The organism is Flavobacterium sp. N502540 (assembly GCF_025947365.1).
Lineage (GTDB): Bacteria > Bacteroidota > Bacteroidia > Flavobacteriales > Flavobacteriaceae > Flavobacterium.
In genome coordinates, this window is sequence record NZ_CP110012.1 from 2,202,935 (window position 1) to 2,229,102 (window position 26,168).

The window sequence follows — 26,168 nt, forward strand, 5'->3', positions numbered from 1 at the left end:
AGATTCAGATTATATTTTAAAGAGTAGTAATACGTTAGAAAATCAATTTATATCCTGCCATAAAAAGCATTACGGCAATCGCATTTCTAAGGAATTGATCTGGAACTTTTCCGCTCAGCATACTTCCCATATAAATTCCCGGAAGCGAGCCCATCAATAATTGCCCTAATAAAGCAAGATCTAAATTTCCCATTGAGGCGTGTCCGATTCCCGCAACTAATGTCAAAGGAACGGCATGTGCAATTTCAGTTCCTACTAAACGAGGGGTCGGCAGTAGCGGATAAAGAAAAAATAAAGTGACAGTTCCTAAAGCTCCCGCACCAATTGAAGTTAGAGTTACAGTAGCACCTAATAGAACACCTATGGCGATAGTTAGTGTGTTTTGAGTGGTACTTTCGCTGTGAAATTTATCTCCGGCATGTTTTTGAGAGAATTCTAAAAGTCTTTTTTTAAAGATAATAGCAACCGAAGTAAATAACAATGCCCAGCCTAAGCTGTATTTGATAACATGATTTATAGTTTCAATGTCGGTTTTGATACTGTTCAGAATCCATAAGGTGACCAAAGCGGCAGGAACACTCCCTAAAGTCAGCCAGCCTGTGATTTTCCAGTTGATGTTGCCTTTTTTGTTGTGAACGAACACCCCTCCGGCTTTAGTAAAAGCAGCATAAAGTAAATCGGTACCAACTGCTGTTGTTGGGGGGATACCAAACCATAATAAAATTGGAGTCATCAAAGAACCGCCTCCAACACCTGTTAACCCCACTATAAAACCTACTGCTAAACCTGCAATTATAAGACCTATTTGGAAATCCATGGATAAATATTTGCTGTAAAAATAACAACATTTTTATAATTATCCTATGGATGTTGTAGACTTTAAAAATACTATTTAAAAAATGATGAAATTTTTACTGTTATAGTTCTGTAATACAGTTTTATATGTTTTTTTTGAGCCGTTTGACGATTGATGGATATTGTTATGGATTCCTTTTTGTTATTATTAAGATAAGGAGGATGTAAAAAAATCAAATATTGTTTTGATATTTAGAAATAAGTAGTAATTTTGCCATTCAATCTACTAACCCGATAGGGTAATAGATTTTAAAGCAAAAACAAGTCACAGGAATGGAAAAGGAACTTAAAATAAATACCGCAGCAGTTAAGGCTGATGCCACAATTAAAGAAAGATTGTGGGTTTTGGTACCGGCAGCTTTACTGATAGGTTTGTTGACGACTTTGATCTACAATCACCATGCGGAATTTTCATGGAATGCATTTGTTGACGGTTTTAATCAGGAATTTTTAGTATTTTTTGCGATTGGAGTTTTTGCACAATTGGTGGATGGAACTTTAGGAATGGGATATGGAGCAACTTCTACATCATTTTTATTAGCATACGGGGTTCCGCCGGTTATTAGCAGTACGGCAGTTCACGTTTCTGAAATGTTTACCACTGGAGCATCGGCACTTTCTCACCACCGATTTGGAAATATCAATAAAAAATTGGTAAAACATTTATTAATTCCGGGGTTTTAGGTTCCATTACAGGTGCTTATTTATTATCGGATGTTATTAACGGAGATATTATAAAGCCTTTTATTGCAGTTTATATGATTGTTTTGGCTATTATAATTATTAGAAAAGCTTTAGTTAAAAAAATCATCAAGAAGAAAACTAAAAAACTTGGAGCTTTGGCTGTTTTTGGAGGTTTTATGGACTCAGTTGGAGGCGGAGGCTGGGGGCCGATTGTAACTTCAACCTTGTTAGGAAGAGGCAGAAATCCGAGATACACTATAGGTTCTGTAAATGCAGCCGAGTTTGCAATTTCATTTGCAAGTGGTTTAACTTTCATGCTTTTTGGCGGAATCCATGGCTGGCAGGTTATTATAGGTTTGATTTTGGGAGGTGTAATTGCAGCACCATTGGGAGCTTATCTTTTAAATAAAATCAGAAGAAAACCAATGATGATTGCGGTTGGTATTTTAATTATATTATTAAGTTTAAAAACATTATCTAAATTATTGTAATATTTTTTAGAAGGAAAGAGAGAGAATATGAGTGCGACTATTATACAATCATTATTAGATAAAACGAAAGACTTTTCACTTGACGAAACATTGGCTTTCTTAGCAAATGAATACCCAGGAAAAGTAATCTTCTCAACATCTTTTGGACAGGAAGATCAGGTTATAACTGATTTTATTGCAAAAAGCAATCAGGATATAGCCATTTTTACACTTGATACCGGAAGGTTATTTCAGGAAACGTATGATGTTTTTCATAAAACATTAAAAAAATACAAAAAGCCAATTGAGGTTTATTTCCCGGAAGCGGCAGCCATAGAGAGTTTACTTCAGTCAAAAGGGCCGAATAGTTTTTATGATTCGGTTGAGAACAGAAAAGAATGCTGTTTTATTCGAAAAGTAGTTCCGTTACGAAAAGCTTTAGCAGGAAATTCGGTCTGGATTACAGGTTTAAGGGCAGAACAATCCGAGAATAGAAACGATTTACAATTGTTTGAATACGACGGAGGTTTTGAAATTATAAAGTTCAATCCCTTGTTGAAGTGGACATTAGAAGAGGTTGAAACTTATTTGTCCGAAAACAATGTTCCTCAAAATGCTTTGCACAAACAAGGTTTTGTAAGCATCGGATGCGCACCCTGTACGAGAGCAATTTTTCCGGGTGAAGATATCAGAGCCGGAAGATGGTGGTGGGAATCCAGTCATAAAGAATGTGGATTGCATAGTGCTAAGAAAGAGTAGGTAGAAGAAAGAAGCTAGAGGCAAGAGAATAGATTAAAGAATTAAAGAATATAGATTTTTGAGTTCCGAAGGAATGACCGATATCGTAGCGTCGGGTTTCAACCCGATGAAGATGAAGGAACGACCCATATTGTAGCGTCGGATTTTAATCCGATGGGAATGCAAGAAGAAGATTTATAATATATCGTCGGAGTTTAACCCGATGAAGAGTAAAGAAAGTAAAGAATAATAGTAGAAAGTTTTAGGAAACTCACAATAAACAACAACCTGAAACTTTAAACTTGAAACAAAAAAACAAAATGAGTTCAGTATTAAAAACAAACGCTTTAGAGAGCGAAGCAATATATATTTTCAGAGAAGTAATTTCACAGTTTGATAAACCGGTTTTACTTTTTTCTGGAGGAAAAGATTCGATAACATTAGTGCGTTTGGCACAAAAAGCATTCTTCCCTGCCAAAATCCCGTTTCCTCTTTTGCATGTTGATACCGGACATAATTTTCCGGAAACTATTGCTTTCAGAGACAAATTGGTAGAAGAGTTAGGGTTAGAACTAATTGTACGTAATGTTCAGGATGCTATCGACGAAGGAAAAGTGGTAGAAGAAACCGGTAAATATTCCAGTAGAAACAGTTTACAGACGACTACACTTTTAGATGCAATTGAAGAATTTAAGTTTGATGCCTGTATCGGAGGAGCGCGTCGTGATGAGGAGAAGGCAAGAGCGAAAGAGCGTATTTTTTCAGTTCGTGACGATTTTGGTCAATGGGATGAAAAAAACCAACGTCCGGAATTATTTGACATTTTAAACGGAAAAATAGAGAATGGTCAAAACGTTCGTGTTTTCCCAATTTCAAACTGGACAGAATTAGATGTATGGAGTTATATCGAGAAAGAACATATCGAAATTCCATCTATTTATTTCTCACATAAAAGAAAAGTTTTTTTGAGAGACGGTTTGATCTGGTCACATTCTCCTTTTGTGTACCAGGAAGAAGACGAACAAATCGAAGAAAGAATTGTTCGTTTTAGAACCGTTGGAGATATGAGCTGTACAGCAGCTGTTGAATCTTATGCAGCAACCATCGAAGAAGTAGTAGGAGAAATCAGAAGCTCTACGATTTCTGAAAGAGGAGCCAGAATTGACGATAAACGTTCTGAAGCGGCAATGGAAAAGAGAAAACAACAAGGGTATTTTTAATTGATAATTGATAATTGACAATTGATAATTAAAAAGTAGAATCAAGAAAACAAAAAAAACATACAGCTTGAAACTTTAGTTCAAAGGAAATCAACTTGAAACCTGAAACTAAATTTTTAAACCTGAAACAAAATAAAATAGAATGGACGTTTTAAAAATAGCAACAGCAGGAAGTGTAGATGACGGGAAAAGTACTTTGATCGGAAGATTACTGTACGATACAAAATCATTGACGACAGATAAAATCGAAGCGATCGAGAAAAGCAGTAAACAAAAAGGATACGATTATCTTGATTTTTCACTGGCAACTGACGGATTAGTGGCGGAGAGAGAACAAGGAATCACAATTGATGTGGCTCATATTTATTTCTCGACTGCAAAGAAAAGTTACATTATTGCCGATACTCCGGGACACGTAGAATATACCAGAAACATGGTAACGGGAGCTTCGACTTCTCAGGTCTCCATTATCTTAATTGATGCGAGAAAAGGCGTAATCGAGCAAACGTACCGTCATTTTTTTATCAATAATTTATTGAGAGTAAAAGAGGTGATTGTGGCGATCAACAAAATGGATTTAGTTGATTATTCAGAAGAAGTTTTCAATAAAATCAAAGCCGATTTCCAGGCTTTGAATGCTAAAAGCACTTTCAAAGAACAAAACGTAAGTTACATTCCGTTAAGTGCCATCAACGGAGGAAATGTTGTGGACAAATCAGAAAACATGAAGTGGTACGATGGACAAACGGTGCTGGAGCATTTAGAAGGATTGCATTCTCATGATGTTTACGAGCAGGGGAAAGCACGTTTTCCGGTTCAGACCGTTATTCGTCCTAAAACGGAAGAATACCATGACTTTAGAGGTTATGCCGGGAAATTATACGGAAACTCAATAAAAGTAGGAGACGCTGTAACAGTACTGCCTTCATTGACAGAATCAAAAGTTTCAAAAATTCACTTTTTCGACAAACAATTTGATGAAGCCGTTGCAGGTTCTTCGATTACCATCGAATTAGAAAATGATATCAATGTGACAAGAGGTGATATGATTGTAAAATCGTCAGAACTTCCAAAAATTGAAAAAGAAATACACACAACAGTTTGCTGGATGGACAGTAAAAAACTGGTTCCGGGTACCAAATATATTGTTCAGCACAACACCAATTCGGTTTTGGCAAAAGTAGAAAGTATTAAAAATACAATTGCAACAGATTACTCAGGAACAACACCGGCATCGCAGTTAGCAATTAACGAGATAGGAGAAGTAAGCATTAAATTAAGCAAGCCGTTATATTTTGACGCCTATAATGACAATAAATCAAACGGTGCATTCATCTTAATTGATACTGCAACGAATACAACAGCAGGAGTAGGATTCATCAGGTAAACCTGCTATAAGCAATAAGCTTTAGGCTGTAAGCTTTAAGCGAAAATGTATAACAAGGTATTTTAAAAAGCTTATAGCCTAAAGCTTAAAGCTAAAAAAAAGCCTAAAGCGAAATAAAAATGGAAAGTTTTAGAACAGAAATAGAAAATCCGGTAGTTCAGAAAGAGATTATCGAGTTAGAAAAAAAGATTCATTTGTTCCGTGGAGGAAAAATTGATGATGAGCGTTTTCGTAGTCTTCGTTTAGCACGTGGAATCTATGGACAACGCCAGGAAGGTGTTCAAATGATTCGTATTAAACTGCCTTATGGTAAAGTAACCAGCGAACAATTGATTCGTATTACAAAAGTTTCTGATGAATATTCTACAGGGCGTTTGCACATTACAACACGTCAGGACATTCAGATTCACTATGTAAGTCTGGACAGAACTCCGGAACTTTGGGCAAATCTGGCCAAAGATGATGTTACTTTGCGTGAAGCTTGTGGTAACACTGTTCGAAATATTACAGGAAGCGAATTGGCAGGTGTGGATGTAAACGAACCATTTGACGTTTCGCCTTATGCACATGCCTTATTTCAATATCTTTTAAGAAATCCTATCTGTCAGGAAATGGGACGTAAATTTAAAATTTCGTTCTCGTCCTCTGATGAAGATACTGCTTTAAGTTATTTACATGATTTAGGATTTATTCCAAAAATTGTAAATGGTGAGCGTGGTTTCAAAATCATGTTTGGTGGAGGCTTAGGTTCTCAGCCTGCTCATGCCGAATTACTTTCCGAATTCGTTCCGGCAAATCAGATCATTCCAACAGCAGAAGGAATCGTTCGTATTTTTGATCGATACGGTGAACGTGCTAAGAGAATGAAAGCTCGTATGAAATTCCTGATCAAAGAAATGGGAAGAGATGTTTTCCTTGATTTGGTTGAAAAAGAGAAAAAAGCAATCGCTTTTGAAACGTACGAAATTGACACCACAGCTTTTGACGGACCAATTCCGGAACCGTTATTAGAAGTGCCACAAGTTACCATTGAAGATACAGAAGCATACGAAGCCTGGAAAAAATCTAATGTAATTGCTCAAAAGCAAGAAGGTTATTACGCTATTGGAATCAAAGTTTTATTAGGAGACTTTTACACCGATAAAGCCCGATTATTAGCCGATTTAATTAAAAATTACGCCGCAAATGAACTTCGTTTTTCATTGCGTCAGAATATTGTAATACGTCATGTGAAAGAAGCGAGTTTGCCTTTCTTCTATCAGGAATTGGCCAAACTGAACTTTGTTCATTTAGGATATAATTCAACGGCAGATATTACAGCTTGTCCGGGTACAGATACTTGCAATTTGGGGATTGCAAGTAGTACCGGAATTGCAGAAGAATTAGAAAAAGTATTAAATGCTGAATATCCTCAGTATTTAAACAACCGCGAAATTGAAATCAAAATCAGTGGTTGTATGAATGCTTGCGGACAGCACAATATGTCGGCAATTGGATTTCAGGGAATGTCAATCAATTCCGGAAAACTGGTAGCTCCGGCTTTACAGGTTTTGTTAGGCGGAGGAAGATTAGGAAACGGAGTAGGTCGTTTTGCCGATAAAGTAATTAAAGTACCTAGTCGTAGAGGACCGGATGCGTTGCGTACGATCTTAAATGATTTTGATACCAATGGAAGCGGACAAAAGTTTCTTGATTATTATGATTCAAAAGGAGAGAAGTATTTCTATGAAATCTTAAAACCTTACGCTGATGTAACCAATTTAACTGAAGCTGATTTCGTAGATTGGGGTAATGCAGATAATTATGTAAAAGCAGTAGGAGTTGGAGAATGTGCCGGAGTGGTAATTGATTTGGTGGCGACCTTATTGTTAGAAGCCAAAGACAAATTAACATTCGCACAGGAATCTTTCGACGAAAATAAATGGTCAGATGCGATTTACCATGCTTATGCCGGATTTGTAAATGGTGCAAAAGCTTTATTGCTTTCTGAAAATGAAAAAACAAACAATCATGCAGGAATCGTTGATTTGTTTGATACCGTTTTCATTGCGACCGGTAAAATTGAACTGGCAACATCATTTAGAGAATTAGTGTATCAAATCAATGCAATACAACCTTCAGAAGCATTTGCAAAACAATACATTCAGGAAGGAATTGCATTTTTTGATACGATAGAAAAATATAGAGCTCAACAATTAGAAAATGCTTAATATCAAACCAAAAGTAACTTTAGTTGGTGCGGGTCCCGGCGATCCGGATTTGCTTACGCTGAAAGCTGTAAAAGCACTTGCTGGAGCGAATGTGGTTTTGTACGATGCATTGGCCAATGAAGAGATATTAGCACACGCCCCTAAAAATGCGATTCGGATTTTTGTTGGAAAAAAAATAGGCAATCATGCATACACGCAGGATCAGATTAATCAGCTTATTGTGGATAATGCTTTGACCTACGGAAATGTAGTCCGTTTAAAAGGTGGTGATCCGTTTATTTTTGGACGTGGAAGTGAAGAAATTGAATTCATCGAAAGTTTTGGAATCGAGACGTTAGTGGTTCCCGGAATATCTTCGGTAGTGGCAGTTCCGGCAAGCCAAGGCATATCAATCACCAAAAGAGGTGTCTCCGAAAGTTTTTGGGCCATTACTGGTACAACTTCTGACAGGAAATTATCTTCAGACGTTGCTTTGGCTGCACAGTCATCAGCAACAGTCGTAATTTTGATGGGAATGCACAAATTGCCTCAGATTATTGATTTGTTTCAAAAAGAAAACAAAGGAAATTTGCCCGTTGCGATCATTCAAAATGGAACAATGCCCGATGAAAAAGTAGGTGTAGGAACCGTAAATTCGATTCTGGAAATTGTAAAAGAGAAGAAACTGAGTTCACCAGCAATTATTGTGCTTGGAGAAGTTGTTCGCGAAAGCAATAAACTAAAAGGATTTTACGAAGAATTTCTCTCAAAAGAAATGGTGAGATAAAGTGCCGTAAAAATGATTCCTATCATAACGGTGATTTTCAGTCCGTAAAATGTCTTGGGTATAAAATTGGATTTTTAACCTGATGAAAGCAAAAAATCATCTAATTTTGATTGGATGAAATTGAATTAAAATGGAACAAAACGAATTATATCCTGTATTCCTGAAGCTTCACAATCTAAATGTTCTTATTGTTGGCGGAGGAAATGTAGGATTGGAAAAGCTCTCTTTTTTATTAAAGTCGAGTCCCAATGCAAATGTTGAGGTAGTCGCTCCAAATTTTCATTTGGAAATAAAGGTTTTGGCTGAGAAACATCCTTCGATTACATTAACAAAATCGAAGTTTAAAAAGAGAATGCTTAAAAGACGCCATATGGTAATTGCCTGTACGGATAATCTAAAAGTCAATAAAAAGATATATGAATTATCCCGAAAGCGTTATTTGATTTGCAATATTGCAGACACACCGGATTTATGTGATTATTATTTAGGTGGAATCGTAACCAAAGGCAATGTAAAAATTGCCATTTCGACCAACGGAAAATCGCCAACAACAGCCAAAAGACTTCGTGAGTTTTTTGAAGAGGTAATTCCGGAGGATATAAATAAAATGGTTGAAAACCTCAATGAATATCGAAAGACATTGAAAGGTAATTTTGAAGAGAAAGTGAAAAGAATGAACGAAATCACAGCTTCATTGAAAAATAAGGAATAGTAATAGTTCCGTAAGAACAGTTCCTATTGTAGCGTCGGGTTTTAACCCGATGGATGAACGAAATAACCGCTTCATTAAAAAATAAAGAGTAAAAAATTCCGCAAGGAAATCAATGACAAAAATCATTGAAATTAGAATAAATTATTCGTTCCTTTGCATTATTAAGAATGATTATAAACAACAACATAATGATTAAAACAGATATACTTATAATTGGAGCAGGCCCAACAGGATTATTTGCCGTTTTCGAGGCAGGATTATTAAAATTAAAATGTCATATTTTAGATGCTTTACCACAAGCAGGAGGACAACTTTCGGAATTGTATCCAAAAAAACCTATTTATGATATTCCTGGATTCCCTGAAGTATTGGCAGGAGATTTAATCGACGGACTGATGGAGCAAATCAAACAATTTGAGCCTGGTTTTACGTTAGGAGAGCGTGCGGAAACGATTGAGAAGCAAGAAGACGGAAGTTTTATTGTAACTTCAAATAAGGGAACTAAATTTCACGCACCGGTTATTGCTATTGCAGGAGGTTTGGGAAGTTTTGAGCCACGTAAACCACTTATTGAAGATATCGAGTTTTATGAGGATAAAGGAGTTAAATATTTCATTAAAAATCCGGAGAAATTCAGAAACAAAAAGGTTGTAATCGCCGGAGGAGGAGATTCGGCTTTAGACTGGAGTATCTTTTTAGCGAATGTAGCTTCAGAAGTTACTTTAATTCACCGTAGAAATGAATTTAGAGGAGCTTTAGATTCAGTAGAAAAAGTACAGGAATTGAAGACAGCCGGAAAAATTAAATTAATCACACCGGCAGAAGTGATCGGAATCAATGGTGCTGAGCATGTTGAATCATTAGATATCGAAGAAAACGGAGCGCACCGTAAAATTGAAACAGACTATTTTATTCCGCTTTTCGGATTAACACCTAAATTAGGACCAATCGGAGACTGGGGATTAGAAATCGAGAAAAATGCCATTAAAGTAAATAATGCATTAGATTACCAAACTAATATTCCGGGAATCTTCGCTATTGGAGACGTAAACACTTACCCAGGAAAATTAAAACTGATTCTTTGTGGATTCCACGAAGCTACTTTAATGTGTCAGGCCGCTTATCAAATCATCAATCCGGGTAAAAAATACGTTTTAAAATATACTACTGTTTCAGGTGTAGATGGTTTCGACGGAACTCGTAAAGAAGCTCCAAAAGCAGTTGTTAAGGCGATAGTTTAATTCTAAGGTGCTGAGGTATTGAGGTGCTAAGGTTCTAAGATTTTATATAGAGAAAGCTCAAACTTTTAGTTTGGGCTTTTTTTGTTAAATCCCGGCGGGATGCCGTATATTTTGAGGTGCTGAGGTACTGAGGTGCTAAGGTTCTAAGATTTTATATATAGAAAGCTCAAACTTTTAGTTTGAGTTTTTTTAATCCCAGCGGGATGCCATATTTATAGAATTAACGGTGTTTGAAAAAAAAGCCCCCGAGGGGCGATACATAGATAGAGGAAAGAAAGATAATGCCGCTCCGTTGGAGCTTTCATGTGTATGGAGATAGTTTTGTTATAAATATTATGCTCCTCTGGAGCTAAACTATTTTAAACTTTTTGTTAAATCCCGTAGGGATGATATATTTATAGAATTGACGGTGTTTGTAAAAAAGCCCCAGCGGGGCGGCATATAATTAAAAACCAGAATGGCAATGTTGCTCCGTTGGAGCTTAAAGACATTTGGTAAAATAGTAGGAAAGCACAAAGTAATTTCAAACTTAGCATCTCAGTTTCTTGGCCTCTTAAAAAAAGAAACTTAGAACCTCAGAACCTTAGCATCTCAGAAACTTTAAAAAACACTTGCAATTGTTGAGACTATGTCTTTACTTTGCACTGTTCTTAAAATTATTGAAAGTTATCACGAAAGGCGGAGGGAAAGACCCAATGAAACCTTAGCAACCCTTTATCATAAAGAAGGTGCTACATTCTACTTAATACAACATCTTTGTATTCAAGATAGATAACACAAATACATTACACGTATTTCTCAAACTTTTCCTGACAACCTTACAATATTATTTTACTGAATTCAGTATCATGAGCGAATCATTAACGCATTTTTTTGTGCTTAATCTTTCCCGCTTTTTGTTACAAACCTTTTAGATCTGACAGAATTTTTTAACTGTTGGATTTAAAGCGAAAATAGAATTAATAAAAAACTTAGCGCCTAAGAACCTCAGTGTCTTAGTGGCTAAAAGAATAAAAATATGTCAATAACAATTCAGGAAGCAATAAAAAAAAATATCCTAATCCTTGATGGAGCAATGGGAACGATGTTGCAGCGTTATAATTTCTCGGAAGAAGACTTTAGAGGAGAGCGTTTCAAAGATTTTCCGCATCCGTTAAAAGGAAACAACGATTTACTATCCATAACACAACCACAAGCAATCCGCGATGTTCACGCCGCTTATTTTGAAGCTGGTGCAGACATCGTAGAAACCAATACTTTTTCAGGAACTACGATCGGTATGGCTGACTATTTCCTGGAAGATTTGGTTTATGAACTGAACTATGAATCGGCGAAAATTGCCCGTGAAGTAGCGGATGAATTCACCGCTAAAAATCCGGATAAGCCACGTTTCGTAGCGGGTTCTATCGGACCAACAAACCGTACGGCAAGTATGTCACCGGACGTAAACGACCCGGGGTACAGAGCTGTAACGTTTGATGATTTGCGAATTGCCTACAAACAACAGGCGGAAGCCTTAATGGATGGTGGATGTGATCTATTATTAGTAGAAACGATTTTCGACACCTTAAATGCAAAAGCAGCACTTTTTGCCATCGAAGAAGTAAAAGAAGAACGCAATCTGGATATTCCAATCATGGTTTCAGGAACGATTACAGATGCTTCAGGAAGAACACTTTCAGGACAGACGGTTGAAGCATTCCTGATTTCAGTATCACATATTCCGTTATTGAGTGTAGGGTTCAATTGTGCTTTAGGAGCCGATTTGCTAAAACCATACCTGAAAACATTATCACAACATACGCAGTTTAATGTTTCGGCACATCCAAATGCAGGATTGCCAAATGCTTTCGGACAATACGACGAAACTCCGGAACAGACACAAGCCTTAATCAAAGAATACTTAGACGATAACTTAATCAATATTATTGGAGGCTGTTGCGGAACCACTCCGGATCATATTCGATTAATTGCTGAGGTGGCGAAGGATTATAAACCGAGAGTGGCGCCTGTCTTGACTTAATCGTTATGGGTGAAAGAAATGATGCGAAAGTAAATTATTTGGCAGTAGCTGGTTTTATAATAGCAATAATGCTAATGATTCTTTTTAGTCGTAAAAATGCTGATGAATCTGAAAAGTATGGAAAGACTTTTAAAGGAGAAACTATTGGATTTACAACTAGAATTGAACATGAAGGGAAAAGAGATTATTTAAAATATTATTTCTATTCAGATAGAAAAATTTTGTCCGCGGTTTTAAGTAGAGATTATGATCTTGTTAATAAGTTTTACAAGGTAAAATATGACTTAAATAATCCAGAAGAAAACTATATAGTCTTGGAAGAAGAATTAAAACCGGATTCACTTTCGCTTGTTAAAGCGGGCTTTGTAAAAACTAAATATTATTTCTATGATGCAGGTGTAACCTGCAAATACATAGAAAAATCAAAATGGAAGTAAAAGTTCCGTAGGAACGACATATTTTGTAGCAACGGGATTTATTCCGTTGAAAAAGGTATCATCCAAAGCAAGAGTTCCGTAGGAACGAAACATTATATATGTTGCGGTTGTAACAGACCAATATATACAAAAAAACAAAATAGAAATAAATGTTCCGTTAGGAACAACATATCGGTAAAACATAAAACATAAATACCTGTAAGGTTTTAAAATCTTACAGTTACAGAAATATAGAATAAAAAAACTCAGAACCTAAGAACCTTAGGAACTTAGTACCTTAAGAAAAATGGCAGAAAATAGAAGAGACCTTGTATTATCAGGATTAGAACCGTTAATTATTACACCTACCAGTGTTTTTGTTAACGTTGGAGAACGTACAAACGTTACCGGTTCGAGAAAATTCCTGCGTTTAATCAAGGAAGAGAAATATGACGAGGCACTTGATATTGCAAGGCAGCAGGTAGAAGGAGGGGCGCAAATCATCGATATTAATATGGATGAGGGAATGCTTGATGGCGTTCAGGCAATGACTAAATTTTTGAATTTAATTGCATCAGAACCAGACATTTCGAGAGTACCTATTATGATCGACAGCTCGAAATGGGAAATCATTGAAGCGGGTCTTAAAGTAGTACAGGGAAAAAGTGTTGTAAACTCGATTTCATTAAAAGAAGGAGAAGAAGCCTTTATTCATCACGCTAAATTAATCAAACGTTATGGAGCGGCAGCCATTATTATGGCTTTTGATGAAGTAGGTCAGGCTGATAATTATGACCGAAGAGTGGAAATTTGTCAGCGTTCGTATGATATATTAGTCAACAAAGTTGATTTTCCGCCTCAGGATATCATTTTTGATTTGAATATTTTTCCGGTTGCAACCGGAATGGAAGAACACCGTTTGAATGCTCTGGATTTTTTCAGAGGAACAAAATGGGTTCGCGATAATTTGCCTCATGCGCACATCAGTGGTGGGGTAAGTAATGTTTCGTTTTCTTTCAGAGGAAACGATACCGTTCGTGAAGCGATGCACTCGGTATTTTTGTACCATGCAATCAAGAACGGAATGACGATGGGAATCGTGAATCCGGAAATGCTTTCGATTTACGATGACATCCCAAAAGATTTATTGGAGCACGTTGAGGACGTAATTCTGGACAGACGTGACGATGCAACAGAACGACTTTTAGATTTTGCCGAGAACGTAAAAGGAGAAGTAAAATCAGATGAAAAAGCGGTTCAGGAATGGCGTTTAGGTACGGTTCAGGAACGTATTACACACTCACTGGTTAAAGGAGTGGATGCTTTTATTGAAGAAGATGTAGAAGAAGCACGTTTGGCTGCTACAAAACCAATTGAAGTTATCGAAATCAATTTGATGACTGGAATGAATGTCGTAGGAGATTTGTTCGGAAGCGGAAAAATGTTCCTGCCGCAGGTCGTAAAATCGGCACGTGTGATGAAAAAAGCGGTAGCTTATTTATTGCCTTATATCGAAGCCAGTAAACAGGCCGGAGACAAACAAGGAAACGGAAAAATCCTGATGGCTACTGTAAAAGGGGACGTTCACGATATTGGTAAAAACATTGTTTCGGTGGTTTTAGCCTGTAACAATTACGAGATTGTAGATCTTGGTGTTATGGTGCCTCCGGAGAAAATTATTGCTGCTGCGATAGAACACAATGTAGATATCATTGGTCTAAGCGGATTGATTACGCCTTCGCTTGACGAAATGGTGTATCTGGCCAAAGAATTAGACAAACAAGGAATTAAAATTCCGATTATGATTGGTGGAGCAACCACTTCGCGTGCGCATACCGCTGTGAAAATTGCACCTCAATACAGAGAAACGGTTATTCACGTAAACGATGCTTCGAGAGCTGTTACTGTTGCCGGAAATCTGTTAGATCATAACCGTAAAATATATGCAAGCGATATTCGTGCAGAGTACGATTCTTTTAGAGAAACATTTTTGAATCGTTCGAGAGATAAGAATTTTTTAAGTATTGAAGACGCGCGTAAAAACAAATTACAATTGGATTGGGAAAATTTCAATCCGGTGAAGCCAAATATTATTGGTGAACAAATTGTTGAAGTCGATTTGGATGTTTTGGTTCCGTATATCGACTGGACACCGTTTTTCAGAACTTGGGAATTGTTTGGAAAATTCCCGGCAATATTAACAGATGAGGTTGTAGGGAAAGAAGCGACTTCTGTTTATGCGGATGCGCAGGCGATGCTGAAAGTAATTTTAGCAGAGAAAAAACTATCAGCAAAAGGGATCTACGGAATATTTCCGGCCAATCAGATCAACGATGATGATATCGAATTGACAGATGAAAACGGAAAACCGTTACAGACATTTTTGACTTTGCGTCAGCAATCGCAAAAAACAAAAGGAGCTCCTAATATTGCATTAGCCGATTTTATCGCTCCGAAAGAAAGCGGGAAAGTGGATTATATGGGAGCATTTTGTGTAACAACCGGTTTTGGTGTTGATGAATGGGCAGCTGAATTTGAGAAAGATCTGGACGATTACAATTCGATTATGGTGAAAGCATTAGCGGATCGTTTTGCCGAGGCTTTCGCTGAATATCTTCATGAAAAAATACGTAAAGAAATCTGGGGATATTCATCAGATGAGAACTTAACTAACGAAGAAATGATTTCTGAAGAGTACAAAGGAATCCGTCCTGCTCCGGGTTATCCGGCATGTCCTGACCATTTGGAGAAACCAACAATCTGGAAACTTTTAAATGTAGAAAAAGAAATAGGCGTAACATTAACTGAAAGCATGGCAATGTGGCCGGCTTCATCCGTTTCAGGGTACTATTTTGGAAATCCGGAAAGTAAATATTTCGGACTGGGGAAAATAAAAGAGGATCAGGTAGTCGACTATGCCAAACGACGCAATGTTTCAACCGACTATGCCATGAAATGGTTGAACCCAAATATAGCAGATTAACTAAAAGTTTCAGGTTTTAAGTTTCAGGTTTTCTACGGCAACTTGAAACTTGAAACTTGAAACAACCAATATTTGATTTATGTTTTTTGATTCAGATTTTTTACACCATTTTTCAAAACTCATAATTCATAACTCATAATTAAAAGAATGAAAGTAACAGAACATATAGAAAACGCGAAAGGAAATACATTATTCTCGTTTGAACTTATTCCGCCTCAAAAAGGGAAGAGCATTCAGGAATTGTATGATAATATTGATCCGTTGATGGAGTTTAAACCGCCATTTATTGATGTAACCACTTCGCGTGAAGAATATATCTATATTGATAAAGGAAACGGACTTTTAGATAAAAAGCTAACACGTATGCGTCCGGGAACGCTTGGAATTTGTGCTTCTATAAAACATAAATACAATGTTGATACGGTGCCACATTTGCTTTGCGGAGGATTTACGCAGGAAGAAACGGAATACATGCTGGTAGATTGCCAGTATTTAGGAATCAATAATGTAATGGCACTTCGCGGTGACGCTATGAAAGACGAGCAATCTTTTGTGCCAAAAGCGGGTGGGAATAGTTACGCTATTGATTTGGTGCGTCAGATCAACAACTTAAACAGCGGAAAATATCTTCATGAATTAATGGACGCTGATAATAAGGCCGATTTTTGTATAGGTGTTGCGGGTTATCCGGAAAAACACCTGGAATCTCCTTCTTTGCAATCTGATCTAAAAAGATTGAAAGAGAAAGTAGATGCGGGAGCCGATTATGTGGTGACCCAAATGTTTTTTGATAATGCTAAATATTTTGCCTTTGTAGAAAAAGCAAGAGAAATTGGTATCACAATTCCGATTATTCCGGGAATTAAGCCCATTGCCGTTCAAAGACATTTACAGATTTTACCTCAGATTTTTAGAATCGATTTGCCGGAGGATTTAATTGATGCTGTAGATAAATGTAAAAACAATGCCGAAATCAAGCAAGTCGGAATCGAGTGGGCTGTTCAGCAATCATTAGAATTAAAAGCTGCCGGAGTTCCTGTTTTACATTATTATTCAATGGGGAAATCAGAGAATATCCGCCAGATTGCGCGTCAGGTTTTCTAAGATTTTATGCATAAATTTTGTCATTTCGATGTAGTAGAAATGACAAAATTTTACCGATAATTGCTTTTTAGGATTAATTTTGAATTTATTTTAAAGATGATGAAAAAAGAAGAATTACAGGCAATAGCCTCTCAGCTAAAGCATCCTACAGGAGAAAAAGGAATAGAAATGGCGAATATGATGCATGAAATCAACATCAATATGACGCGCCATTCCGTTCAAAATCTGCACGTAATATCGGGAAATGCAATTTTAGAATTAGGCCACGGAAATGCCGGACATTTAGAGTATGTACTAGAGCAAGCCCAGGATCTGACTTACTACGGACTTGAAATGTCGGAGTTAATGTGTCAGGAAGCGCAACAAATTAATATTGCTTTTGTAGCTAAAAAGCAGGCTCACTTTTCTCTTTATGGTGGAACCGATATTCCATTTGAAGAAGCCTCTTTTGATAAAATATTTACGGTAAACACCATTTACTTTTGGCAGGAACCGGAGAAGCTGCTCTCAGAAATTTACAGAGTTTTAAAACCGGAGGGTACTTTTTGCATCACCTTTGCCGAAGAAAGTTTTATGAAACAACTGCCTTTTACTCAGTTTGAATTCAATCTTTACAGTACTGAAAAAGCGGAAAGTTTAATTGAGAAAACAGCTTTCCAAGTCGTGCATAAAGAAACGCTGACTGAAAGTGTAAAAAGTAAACTGGGCGAATGGGTAGACAGAGATTTTACCACTTTGGTATTAGGAAAACGTTGATCCCCTGATTTTCTTCACCGTATTTTTTTTGCATATTTTCATAGATTCCGAAGTAATTTGACTCTTTGGAATTAAAAAAATGATACCGTTAATTTTAGTACTCCTTTTTTGAGTAATTTAATTGGCTTTATTTTATGTTGCTATTTCTGAATGTAATCCTTTAAAATTATGGAGATTAAAAAGATCGATTTTCTAAAAAGTTACAGCAGTATTCTATTGCTTTTAGGCGGAATCTTGCTTGGAAGTATTTTGGGATTAGTTTTCAAGGAAAAAGTTGAGGTCATAAAACCATTGGGAGATATTTTCCTCAATCTGCTCTTTACGGCTATTATCCCTTTAATTTTCTTTACCATTGCGTCTTCAATTGCCAGTCTGGAAAGAACAGAGAAATTAGGAAAACTGTTTGTAATCATGGTTTTGGTTTTTTTAAGCACCATTTTAATTTCGGCAATTGTAATGATTTTGGCAGTATATCTTTTTCCAATTCATCAGAATATTATATTATCTAAAGTCCCGATAGAAAACATCCAATCAGGAAGTATTGGTGAGCAAATAGCACAGCTGGTTACCGTAAATGATTTCTTTGAATTACTGTCCCGAAAAAGTATGCTGGCGCTTATTATTTTTTCTTTTCTAATTGGTTTTGCCAGTCTGCAATCCGGAGAAAAAGGAAGCGCTTTCAGAAGTTTTCTTGATTCAGGTAACGAAGTCATGAAGCAGCTTTTGAACCTTATTATGAAATTGGCTCCAATTGGTTTGGGGGCTTATTTTGCGTATCAGGTTGGAGTTTTTGGTCCGCAATTGTTTGGTGTTTATGCCAAGCCTTTAGGGGTTTATTATGCGGCCTGTATATTCTATTTCTTTGTATTTTTCAGTTTGTACGCCTTAGTGGCCGGAGGGAAAAGAGCTTTTGTGGTATTTTGGAGCAATAATATTACGCCGGCTTTAACGGCGGTTGGAACCTGCAGCAGTATTGCCACCATCCCTGCGAATCTGGAAGCCGCTGAGAAGATGAATATTCCTAAACACGTTCGCAATTTGGTCATTCCGCTTGGAGCGCCCTTGCATAAAGACGGTTCAAGTATGTCCTCTATCCTTAAAATAACCGTTCTTTTTGCCATGTTTGGAAAAGATTTCACGGCACCTTCGACCATACTTTTGGCGCTCGGAATTACCGTAATCGTTTCAATTGTAGAAGGTGGAATTCCAAATGGAGGTTATATCGGAGAAGTTCTGGCCATTACAGTTTACGGCCTGCCAATGGAACAAGCCCTGCCGGTCGCTATGATTTTAGGAACTCTGGTCGACCCGATAGCGACTTTGCTAAATGTCAATGGCGATCTCATTTGTTCGATGGTGGTCTCGAGGTTTTCCGAAAAAACGAAGTGGTAGCTTCAGTCTTTCAAAACAAATAAATCTAATACTAAAATCAGCGTTAATCTGCTTAACCTGTAAAATCCGTGTGCTAATTTTTAGCAGTAAAGAAGTTTTACAGCCAGGCATAAAAAGTAGTTTACAATGAATTCAATACTTCAAAATGATCTGAACGATCTTGAAAACATTCTGGAAAAAGCAAAACAGCACGGAATAGCGTTTTTGGACAATCTTGAAAACGTTCCAACTTCCAGTAAAAACACAATTGATCCAACCCGAAAGCTAGACGAGACAGGCTTAGGGTCATTAGGGGCTTTGGAAGAATTTAAGGAGAGATTGGCACCATTGATGGTAGCTTCTCCGGGGCCAAGGTATTTAGGTTTTGTAACCGGAGGATCAACGCCAGCTTCTATTGTGGGCGACTGGTTGTCTACAATTTACGATCAGAATACTCAGGCGGTTAAGGCGCAAGGAGGAACTTCGGCTCTAATCGAGTTTGAGACCATTCATTTATTGCGACAGTTATTAGAGCTTCCCGAATCTTTTTTAGGGGGATTTGTGACTGGAGCGACCATGTCAAATTTTACCTGTTTAGGAGTGGCAAGACAGTGGATTGGTGCCCAGTCAGGAAAAGATTTTGCTAAAAACGGAGTATCCGGGCCCATACCTATCTTAACTGCAACACCTCATTCGTCATCCATAAAAACATTATCGATGCTGGGGATTGGAAGTAACAATTATACGGTGCTTAAAACTGCAGAAGGCAATAGAGAAGCTATTGATATCGGCGACCTGCAGAAGAATATAGAAAGTTTAAATGGAGAGCCGTTTATCCTGATTTCGAGCGCTGGAACCGTGAATACAGCCGATTTTGATGATTTTGTGGCTATTGCAAAACTTAGAGAAAAATACAATTTCTGGTGGCATATTGATGCCGCTTTTGGTGGTTTTGCAGCAGTTTCTGAAAAATTCAAACATCTTACAGAAGGCTGGGAAGGTGCAGACAGTATTACAATTGATTGTCACAAATGGTTAAACGTGCCTTATGAAAGTGCTTTTTATTTAATTAAAAAAGAGCATGTTGGACTGCAAATCGAGACGTTCCAAAATTCTAACGCACCTTATTTAGGGAATCCTCTGGAGAATTTTAATTACCTGAATGTGCTGCCTGAAAATTCACGCCGATTAAGAGCTTTACCGGTTTGGTTCTCTTTACTGGCCTACGGAAAAGAAGGATTTAAAGATATCGTAGAGAAAAGTACGGCATTGGCACTGCATTTTGCAAACGCCCTTATCGAAGAAGAGAATTTCGAACTGTTGGCTCCAATCCGACTGAATAACGTTTGTTTTACATTAAAAGGAGACCATAATCAGGACAATGTAAGTACGTTTTTGATGCATTTAAATGACACAGGAAAGGTGTTTATGACGCCAACCGTTTATCAAAACCGAAAAGGAATTAGAGCGTCTTTTGTCAATTGGCGCACTACTGAAAATGATATCAAAATAATTATTGAAGAGATAAAAAAGACCATTTCTGAATTGGATTTTTAATTCGATAGTCTAAATTTTTAAAGCCCGATTAGATTCTAGTCGGGCTTTTTTTTGCCCTTTTTTGAAAATTTGAGGAGCGGTCAGCCTGGATTTTTTAATTTTTATCTCATGATTTCTTAAGGAAAGTTTAAGTAAAATTTAATTATTCTTTAAGTATTGATCTGTTTGTTATGTTTTCTGTTATTTAAAAGTTAATCACTATTCTTATTTAGAATAATTAAAAATAACTTGGAAAAAACCTTTTGAGAGCCTAATTTTGTTGCTAATTTAATTTTCAAACCAAAATTTATTAGATGCAAATAAGTAGATTAATGCTCTTGATCGCCATTTTTTTTATTTCACTTCAAGGGTACTCACAAAAGGACAAAGTAAATTTAACAGGAGTTATTGTTAATCATCTTGGGAAAACTGCCGAAGGAGTTTCGGTAGCTTTAAAAGGAACAGAATACAGTACACTGACGAATAATAAAGGGGAGTATAAAATTAGTGCCAAGCCGGGAAATTATGTTTTGCTGGTTACACATGTGGGTTATAAAACCACAGAAACGGCAATTTTTCTGAAGCTGGGAGGAAAGCCTACTCAGAATGTTACGATGGAAGAAGATATGGCAGCTTTAAACGAAGTTGCAGTAACGGGAAAGTCCAAAGTTCAAAGGGTACGGGAACAGGCGTATAATATTACAGCAATAGATTTAAAGAAAACCTACAATACGTCAGCCGATTTAAATCAGGTGTTGAATAAAACCACCGGAGTCCGCATTCGGGAATATGGAGGATTGGGATCGGCTTTTAATTTTTCACTGAATGGTTTCTCCGGGAATCAGGTTAGATTCTTTTTGGACGGTGTACCGATGGACAGTTATGGTTCAGCTCTTACGCTGAATAATATTCCGGTAAATATGGCTGAGAGAATTGATGTGTACAAAGGAGTTGTTCCTATAGAGTTAGGAGCAGATGCACTTGGAGGAGCTGTTAATATTGTAACCAATAAAAATGTAAACCGTTACATCGATGCTTCTTATAGTTACGGATCGTTTAACACTCACAGAGCAGCAATAAATACGAGATTCTCCGGTCGGGATGGTTTTATTGCCAACATTAACGCTTTTGCAAATTATGCCGACAATGATTATAAGGTAGATGTAAGTGTGGTGGATAAAAATACCTCGAAGTTTTTACCGGAACAAAAATACAAGCATTTTCATGATGCCTATAAATCAGGAACTATAATGGCAGAAGCAGGATTTAAAAACAAGAGTTTTGCCGATTATCTGCTTGTTGGTTTTGCCGTTGCGGGCAATAAAAAAGAAATTCAGCAGGGAAGAACAATGCAAAAAGTAGTAGGGCAGGCTTTTACAGATAGTCAAAGTTTTATTACCTCTTTGAAATTCAAAAAAAGTGATCTTTTTACTAAAGGATTGTCCCTCAGTATTAACTCCACTTATGCTTTAGTAAACAACCGCTCGATAGATACTTCTTCGCGAGTGTATGACTGGACAGGGAATTATGTGTACAGACAATTTGCCGGAGCAAATGATAAAGGTGAATTAGGAAACAAAACAATATACGTTTACGACGAGGCTAATGCACAGGTGACAACAAACTTAAAATACCAGTTAGATGAGCAGCATTCGCTAGCGGTAAATTACTCTTATTTGGGCTACAAACGTAAAGAAACAAATGAGTATTTAAAAGTTGTACAACTGGGAGAACCTACTATTGACAAAAATATTCTGGGGTTAAGTTATAATTTTAGCGGTCTCGATAATCGACTGGCTGTTTCAGGCTTTGGTAAAATGTTTGATTTAGCAACTCAAATGATCGCCAATAACATAACGCAATCTTCTTCATCAACAAATTATGGTTATGGCGCTACTTCAGCATACCATTTGACAGATAAATTTCAAATTAAAGGTTCTTATGAACATGCGTATCGTTTGCCTTCTGCTACAGAAATGCTGGGCGACGGACTTACGGTAAACAGCAACATCGGATTAAAACCTGAAAGTAGTGATAATGCAAATCTGGGACTGGCTTTTAATACTCAGAACAGCAAAAATCATTTTAATGTTGAGACGAGTATCATTTACAGAGAAGCAAAAGATTTTATCAGAGAAAAGCAGGAGGGAGACAAAACGGTTTTTGAAAATCTTCAAAACGTGCAAATAACAGGTATTGACGGCGTTTTTAGATACGGGTACAAAGACTTAATAAATTTTGAAGTAAACGGAACGTATCAAAAGAGCCTTAACAAAAACAAATACAAAGCAGGAACAACCAGTCCTGATGCCTTGTATGATGCACAATTGCCTAACGTTCCGATCTTCTACGGAAACGCTGATCTGACTTTTAACTTTAAAAACATCAGACATCAGGACGATAGACTTTCTTTAAATGTAAGCGCCAATTATATAGATGCTTTTTATCTGACCTGGCCGGTACTGGGAAGTCTGGAAACCAAAAAAGCTATTCCGGAACAATTTACTCAGAATGCTATGGTTGCCTATTCTTTTTTAAACGGCAAATACAATTTGGCTTTCGAGTGTAGAAATATTACCGATATAAAGGTTTACGACTACTTTAAGGTTCAAAAACCGGGACGTGCTTTTTCGGTGAAGTTCAGATACTTTCTACAGTAATTTAAATAATAATCCTAAATAATAATTAATCATGTTTGTAAACAAATTCGCAAAATGCTTTGCATTGGCTTTTCTGTCATGCTCTATCTTTTCATGCAGCAGTGATGATTCCTCTAAAGATGAAACACCAACTGTAAACGGAACTAAATATGTAGCATCTTACTGGCTGGCCGATTATACGCAGTATATATTAGATTTTAATTCTACTGATCAGTTAATGACCGGAGAAATTAGTGCAAAAGGAGTTGGAATTGAGCAGGGAGGAAGTTGTTTTCCTGTGAACAATACATTTTTTGCCTTAAGTACAGAAGACGAAGGGTCAGTATCGTTTCGTCTGAACAATTCCGGAAAGCTGGGAGCGGGAGATAAAATTTCTTTCGAGTCATCTTATGCTGTAGGTTACACGGATGATAAAAAACTGATCAATATTGGTGCTACCTGGGACGGTAGTTCATCCGATTACGAATTGATGATTTACAATCCTGCTACTGTTTCCATCGATGCCCGTAAGTTCAACGATTTTAGTGTGAATCCGGCCAATAAAAAAATATTATACTGGCCAACAGGAGCGGCAGTTTCAGGAGATAAACTTTTTGTTCCGGTGTATACCAAAGATGTAAGCGACGGAACCAATAAAGTATTATCATCTGATGCTACTATGAGAGTGTACAAATATCCTTCTTTAGAATATGTAAGCACCATAAAAGATGCCAGAACAACTGCAATTGGTCTTTATTATACCAATACCGGAATTGTTCAGACAGAATCAGGGGATATTTATACGTTCTCCTCTAATGCACGTGCAGGAGGTTATCCGGTTACGGGTGTTTCATCAGGAGTTTTACGTGTTAGAAAAGGTGATGCTAAGTTTGATCCGGGGTACTTTTTCGATCTTCAGTCAAGTACGTTAAAAGGTAAAGTTCTTGCCGCTTATCCTTTAGGAGGAGAGAAAGTTTTCATCTCCTATATCCCTACCGAAGTTGATGCTGCCAATTCTGTGTACAGCTTCCTTAACACAAAAACAATTTTCAAATCGGCAATATTGGATTTATCTGCCAAAACAATTTTAGCAGTTACAGGATTACCGGATCATGGCGGAGATGAATTCTTCGGATTGGGAAGTATGTTTGTAGAGAACGGAAAAGCATACAAAAGTTTTGTAACAGGCGATCAGGCTCGTGTGTACCAAATTGATATTGCAACCGGTACTGCAAAAGCGGGTGCACTTATTAAAGAAGGTCTTTATTTGCCTTCAATTGGTAAACTTACCTACTAAATTACTACAGTTTTAAGCGGCTTGAGGATTGCTAAAAATCCTCAAGCCGTTTTATTTATAAATTTTGTCTTAGTTATAAATTACTATTTTAATGAATATTATTAAAAACCGCACAGGTAAACCACCCAATAAAGGAAAATCACGCTTTAGTAAAATCAATGCCTGGCTGCACTTATGGCTGGGACTCGCTTCCGGAATAATTGTATTCATCATGGCAATTACCGGTTGTATTTTGGTTTTTGAACAAGAAATCAAAGAGTTTACCTCTCCCTGGCTCAATGTCGAGGCTCAAAGTCCTGAGCACTTATTACCTCCTTCTCAAATTTATGCAGCAGTTCAAAAAGTACTGCCCAATAAAGAAATTCATGGTTTCTGGTATAATGGTTTAGACAAATCAGTTAAAGTCGATATCGAATCGGATTCGTTGATTTATGTAAACCCCTATAACGGGAAAATTACCGGGATGGTTGATCATGAAGATTTCTTTCACATAATCGATGAAGGACATCGAAATCTTTGGCTGGAGCGGGATATTGGAGCGCAGATAACTGCCTGGGCAACCTTTATTTTCTTCTTTTTATTGATTAGCGGACTACTATTGTGGTTTCCGAAAAAGTGGAACAAAACAACCATTAACAGTAGTTTTAAAATAAAGTGGGAGGCTAAGTTCAAACGCCTCAACTACGATTTGCACAATGTAATGGGTTTTTATGTGCTCATTTTGGCATTATTGATTTCTTTTACCGGATTGTTAATGAGTTTTCATTGGCTAAGGGAAAGTACGTATTGGATTAGTGGTGGATGGGCAGAGGTAAAGGAGCAGACGGTTTCGGTTAAAAAAGAGCCCTTGTCCAAAGAGCAATTAGACAAACTGACTGCTGTCGATTTTATTTGGAAAAAGGTTCGGACGGAAATTGCCAAAGAAAACAAAGAAGCGGTTATCATCCATTTTCCCGATGATCCGAAAGAAGATTTTTATGCCTGTACGGACATGTACAAAGGCATTTGGAGAGATCTGTATTTTGACTCCCAAACGCTTGAATTACTTCCAAAATCAGAAAAATATATTGGTAATGAACGTTTTTCAGATTGGTTGATGCGATCCAATTACAGCCTTCATATTGGTGCAATAGGAGGATTGTCGACCAAAATAATTTATTTCATCGGGAGTTTAATCTGCGCCAGTTTGCCAATTACCGGATTTTACATCTGGTGGGGCAGAAAGAAAAAGCAAAAATCAAAAGCTTAGTGTTGATTTGATTTTAGCAGTTTTGTATTAGTTAGTTTCCTTAAAGTCTTTTGTGCGAAGTAAAATTCCTCAAAAGACTTTTTTTGGCTTTGTGGGACTTCGACTTCGCTCAGTCTGACACGTCGGGCAAAGCGAAGTCGATTTTTTGTATGCAGGACTACTTTTTTTGGGGGGACTTCGACTTCGCTCAGTCTGACCAAGTTTTCAATATCATTTTCAAGGTCTTTTTACTTGTGGCGGTGTGCTGCAGGATAAATAATCTCAACAAGACAAAGCACTGGAAAATGATTTAAGATTTTTGATTAACGATTTTTGATTTTTGATCTCTTGTTATTCAATAGTGAAATTGTCAATTTTGTACAACTCCAAACATCTGAAATCAAGAATCGTTAATCTTCATTCTAAAATCTCTTAATTTAATCACATTGACCGAAGCTCTGGAATTGCGTCTTTGCGAGCAAAAATGCCATACTTGCTTTGCAGTTAACCCCACAAACAAAAAGAGCCTGCT

18 protein-coding genes, 1 pseudogene and 1 riboswitch are annotated in these 26,168 nt (G+C 37.1%); of the genes and pseudogenes, 18 read left to right on the top strand and 1 reads right to left on the bottom strand.

Going from position 1 to position 26,168, the window contains the following annotated elements:
* Window positions 1-34 precede the first annotated feature (34 nt).
* A complete protein-coding gene (locus tag OLM58_RS09710) occupies window positions 35-817 on the bottom strand; it encodes a sulfite exporter TauE/SafE family protein (RefSeq protein ID WP_264532125.1) in 783 nt (260 codons plus the stop codon).
* Between the two features lie 542 nt (window positions 818-1,359).
* Here OLM58_RS09710 and OLM58_RS09715 point away from each other — a divergent pair.
* From OLM58_RS09715 to OLM58_RS09800, 18 genes and pseudogenes are all read left to right on the top strand, one after another.
* Window positions 1,360-2,030: pseudogene (locus OLM58_RS09715) on the top strand (sulfite exporter TauE/SafE family protein).
* A gap of 27 nt (window positions 2,031-2,057) precedes the next feature.
* Entirely contained in the window at window positions 2,058-2,768 is a 711-nt protein-coding gene (locus tag OLM58_RS09720; RefSeq protein ID WP_070905880.1) for a phosphoadenylyl-sulfate reductase, read from the top strand.
* Between the two features lie 299 nt (window positions 2,769-3,067).
* A complete protein-coding gene (gene cysD / locus OLM58_RS09725; protein WP_017497285.1) occupies window positions 3,068-3,967 on the top strand; it encodes a sulfate adenylyltransferase subunit CysD in 900 nt (299 codons plus the stop codon).
* A 142-nt stretch (window positions 3,968-4,109) separates the two neighbouring features.
* Entirely contained in the window at window positions 4,110-5,354 is a 1,245-nt protein-coding gene (locus OLM58_RS09730; protein WP_264532126.1) for a sulfate adenylyltransferase subunit 1, read from the top strand.
* Window positions 5,355-5,473: 119 nt separating this feature from the next.
* On the top strand, window positions 5,474-7,564 hold the full coding sequence (locus tag OLM58_RS09735) for a nitrite reductase (RefSeq protein ID WP_264532127.1): 2,091 nt from the start codon (window positions 5,474-5,476) through the stop codon (window positions 7,562-7,564).
* Entirely contained in the window at window positions 7,557-8,330 is a 774-nt protein-coding gene (cobA, locus tag OLM58_RS09740) for a uroporphyrinogen-III C-methyltransferase (RefSeq protein ID WP_264532128.1), read from the top strand. The genes OLM58_RS09735 and cobA overlap by 8 nt, the downstream gene beginning before the upstream one ends.
* 130 nt (window positions 8,331-8,460) lie before the next feature.
* Complete coding sequence (locus OLM58_RS09745; protein ID WP_264532129.1) at window positions 8,461-9,042, top strand: bifunctional precorrin-2 dehydrogenase/sirohydrochlorin ferrochelatase; 582 nt, start codon at window positions 8,461-8,463, stop codon at window positions 9,040-9,042.
* 188 nt (window positions 9,043-9,230) lie between these two features.
* Window positions 9,231-10,283, top strand: coding sequence for an NAD(P)/FAD-dependent oxidoreductase (locus tag OLM58_RS09750; protein WP_017497280.1), 1,053 nt, complete (start codon window positions 9,231-9,233; stop codon window positions 10,281-10,283).
* A 663-nt stretch (window positions 10,284-10,946) separates the two neighbouring features.
* A riboswitch (SAM riboswitch) is annotated at window positions 10,947-11,061 on the top strand.
* Window positions 11,062-11,301: 240 nt separating this feature from the next.
* Window positions 11,302-12,306 carry a homocysteine S-methyltransferase family protein gene (locus OLM58_RS09755; protein ID WP_264532130.1) on the top strand — a complete coding sequence of 335 codons (1,005 nt, stop codon included), beginning with the start codon at window positions 11,302-11,304 and terminating at the stop codon, window positions 12,304-12,306.
* Between the two features lie 5 nt (window positions 12,307-12,311).
* Window positions 12,312-12,743 carry a hypothetical protein gene (locus tag OLM58_RS09760; protein ID WP_264532131.1) on the top strand — a complete coding sequence of 144 codons (432 nt, stop codon included), beginning with the start codon at window positions 12,312-12,314 and terminating at the stop codon, window positions 12,741-12,743.
* A gap of 286 nt (window positions 12,744-13,029) precedes the next feature.
* Window positions 13,030-15,705 (top strand): methionine synthase, encoded by a 2,676-nt coding sequence (metH, locus tag OLM58_RS09765; RefSeq protein WP_264532132.1) that lies wholly within the window; start codon window positions 13,030-13,032, stop codon window positions 15,703-15,705.
* Window positions 15,706-15,852: 147 nt separating this feature from the next.
* Window positions 15,853-16,809, top strand: a complete 957-nt coding sequence (gene metF, locus OLM58_RS09770) for a methylenetetrahydrofolate reductase [NAD(P)H] (RefSeq protein ID WP_264532133.1) — start codon at window positions 15,853-15,855, stop codon at window positions 16,807-16,809.
* Between the two features lie 96 nt (window positions 16,810-16,905).
* Window positions 16,906-17,565, top strand: coding sequence for a class I SAM-dependent methyltransferase (locus tag OLM58_RS09775; RefSeq protein ID WP_264532134.1), 660 nt, complete (start codon window positions 16,906-16,908; stop codon window positions 17,563-17,565).
* A gap of 168 nt (window positions 17,566-17,733) precedes the next feature.
* Window positions 17,734-18,957 carry a dicarboxylate/amino acid:cation symporter gene (locus OLM58_RS09780; RefSeq protein WP_249966937.1) on the top strand — a complete coding sequence of 408 codons (1,224 nt, stop codon included), beginning with the start codon at window positions 17,734-17,736 and terminating at the stop codon, window positions 18,955-18,957.
* 126 nt (window positions 18,958-19,083) lie between these two features.
* Window positions 19,084-20,493 carry a pyridoxal phosphate-dependent decarboxylase family protein gene (locus tag OLM58_RS09785; RefSeq protein ID WP_264532135.1) on the top strand — a complete coding sequence of 470 codons (1,410 nt, stop codon included), beginning with the start codon at window positions 19,084-19,086 and terminating at the stop codon, window positions 20,491-20,493.
* Window positions 20,494-20,786: 293 nt separating this feature from the next.
* Entirely contained in the window at window positions 20,787-23,132 is a 2,346-nt protein-coding gene (locus OLM58_RS09790) for a TonB-dependent receptor plug domain-containing protein (protein ID WP_264532136.1), read from the top strand.
* Between the two features lie 31 nt (window positions 23,133-23,163).
* Complete coding sequence (locus OLM58_RS09795; RefSeq protein ID WP_017497271.1) at window positions 23,164-24,408, top strand: DUF4374 domain-containing protein; 1,245 nt, start codon at window positions 23,164-23,166, stop codon at window positions 24,406-24,408.
* 91 nt (window positions 24,409-24,499) lie between these two features.
* Complete coding sequence (locus tag OLM58_RS09800) at window positions 24,500-25,657, top strand: PepSY-associated TM helix domain-containing protein (RefSeq protein ID WP_264532137.1); 1,158 nt, start codon at window positions 24,500-24,502, stop codon at window positions 25,655-25,657.
* The last annotated feature ends 511 nt before the right edge of the window (window positions 25,658-26,168 follow it).

Coding starts and splice junctions, on each gene's coding strand:
- OLM58_RS09780 (WP_249966937.1), top strand. CDS start 17,734: ATGGAGATTAAAAAGATCGATTTTCTAAAAAGTTACAGCAGTATTCTA.
- OLM58_RS09800 (WP_264532137.1), top strand. CDS start 24,500: ATGAATATTATTAAAAACCGCACAGGTAAACCACCCAATAAAGGAAAA.
- OLM58_RS09745 (WP_264532129.1), top strand. CDS start 8,461: ATGGAACAAAACGAATTATATCCTGTATTCCTGAAGCTTCACAATCTA.
- OLM58_RS09785 (WP_264532135.1), top strand. CDS start 19,084: ATGAATTCAATACTTCAAAATGATCTGAACGATCTTGAAAACATTCTG.
- metH (WP_264532132.1), top strand. CDS start 13,030: ATGGCAGAAAATAGAAGAGACCTTGTATTATCAGGATTAGAACCGTTA.
- OLM58_RS09735 (WP_264532127.1), top strand. CDS start 5,474: ATGGAAAGTTTTAGAACAGAAATAGAAAATCCGGTAGTTCAGAAAGAG.
- OLM58_RS09775 (WP_264532134.1), top strand. CDS start 16,906: ATGATGAAAAAAGAAGAATTACAGGCAATAGCCTCTCAGCTAAAGCAT.
- OLM58_RS09790 (WP_264532136.1), top strand. CDS start 20,787: ATGCAAATAAGTAGATTAATGCTCTTGATCGCCATTTTTTTTATTTCA.
- metF (WP_264532133.1), top strand. CDS start 15,853: ATGAAAGTAACAGAACATATAGAAAACGCGAAAGGAAATACATTATTC.
- cysD (WP_017497285.1), top strand. CDS start 3,068: ATGAGTTCAGTATTAAAAACAAACGCTTTAGAGAGCGAAGCAATATAT.
- OLM58_RS09760 (WP_264532131.1), top strand. CDS start 12,312: ATGGGTGAAAGAAATGATGCGAAAGTAAATTATTTGGCAGTAGCTGGT.
- OLM58_RS09710 (WP_264532125.1), bottom strand. CDS start 817: ATGGATTTCCAAATAGGTCTTATAATTGCAGGTTTAGCAGTAGGTTTT.
- OLM58_RS09750 (WP_017497280.1), top strand. CDS start 9,231: ATGATTAAAACAGATATACTTATAATTGGAGCAGGCCCAACAGGATTA.
- OLM58_RS09730 (WP_264532126.1), top strand. CDS start 4,110: ATGGACGTTTTAAAAATAGCAACAGCAGGAAGTGTAGATGACGGGAAA.
- OLM58_RS09720 (WP_070905880.1), top strand. CDS start 2,058: ATGAGTGCGACTATTATACAATCATTATTAGATAAAACGAAAGACTTT.
- OLM58_RS09795 (WP_017497271.1), top strand. CDS start 23,164: ATGTTTGTAAACAAATTCGCAAAATGCTTTGCATTGGCTTTTCTGTCA.
- OLM58_RS09755 (WP_264532130.1), top strand. CDS start 11,302: ATGTCAATAACAATTCAGGAAGCAATAAAAAAAAATATCCTAATCCTT.
- cobA (WP_264532128.1), top strand. CDS start 7,557: ATGCTTAATATCAAACCAAAAGTAACTTTAGTTGGTGCGGGTCCCGGC.